An 827-nucleotide genomic window follows, 5' to 3' on the forward strand; every position below is an offset into this window, starting at 1 on the left:
TGCGGTTGACGACGAAGCCCAGAATAACCACTCCGGCCACGACGGCCGACGCGATGAAATCGAGGCGCGACCCCACGACGAAGAGACGTTCCATCAGGATGAGCGAAGCCACAATGACGAGGATGTACATCACTCCGATGTAGGGAACTTCTTCGAGCTTGCTTTGCAGGTCGAGTACGTGGATGGCCGCGATACTGGCGAGCGAAATCCCCACGGCCATCCGTCGATGGTTCAGGGTGCGGTCCACAGTCTCCATACGGGATGACTGTTCGGTGGTGCGCTCCACTGTCGTGGTCATGGCTGCCTCTCCGTGGGGGAATTCCCCAGCGAAACAATGACAGGTCCCGGTGTCCTGAAACGGGGAGAAGGCCCCAAACCTGTGGTCTCTTGGCAAGCTCACAGACCGCACGCAGCTTCAGGACCATTACTCATCGATCACCGCGTCGTTAACCGTGAATCGTCCCTGAAAGACCCAGGCGAGGGCCATTCGAGTGATCATCGAAGAAACCGTACTGAGCACGACCTGGTCCTCGAAGAGGCGGACAAGCTCGTTTTTCGCGGGGGTCAGACTGCTTCTGCTGTTCGGCAACCTCGGGACGGCCCCGGTTCCGGATATCTGGTCCATGCACAACCCGATTGTGACCTCTCTGATCGGGATAATGGTCATGCTCGTGGTGTGTGTGCCGTCCGGTAACCGCGCGTTCTCGTCCCTCAGTTCCTGGTAACCCTCAGTTCCTGGTAACCCTCTGTTCCCGCTAACCCGCTGTTCCCGCTAACCCGCTGTTCCCGCTAACCCTCTGTTCCCGCTACTACCAAGGAGTCAACCA

General features: G+C 58.6%; 2 protein-coding genes. Both read right to left on the minus strand.

From position 1 onward, the window contains the following. On the minus strand, window positions 1-298 hold a 298-nt coding region (locus JF66_RS20800; protein WP_035880872.1), incomplete at its 3' end, for a hypothetical protein. Between the two features lie 126 nt (window positions 299-424). Further along, window positions 425-667, minus strand: a complete 243-nt coding sequence (locus JF66_RS20805; RefSeq protein ID WP_035880873.1) for a hypothetical protein — start codon at window positions 665-667, stop codon at window positions 425-427. Window positions 668-827 lie beyond the last annotated feature (160 nt).

The sequence above is a fragment of the Cryobacterium sp. MLB-32 genome, assembly GCF_000738085.1.
In the GTDB taxonomy this organism is placed as follows: Bacteria; Actinomycetota; Actinomycetes; order Actinomycetales; family Microbacteriaceae; genus Cryobacterium.

Bases quoted from the DNA above. Each gene is read 5' to 3' on its own strand.
- JF66_RS20805 (WP_035880873.1), bottom strand. From the start codon at position 667: ATGACCATTATCCCGATCAGAGAGGTCACAATCGGGTTGTGCATGGAC.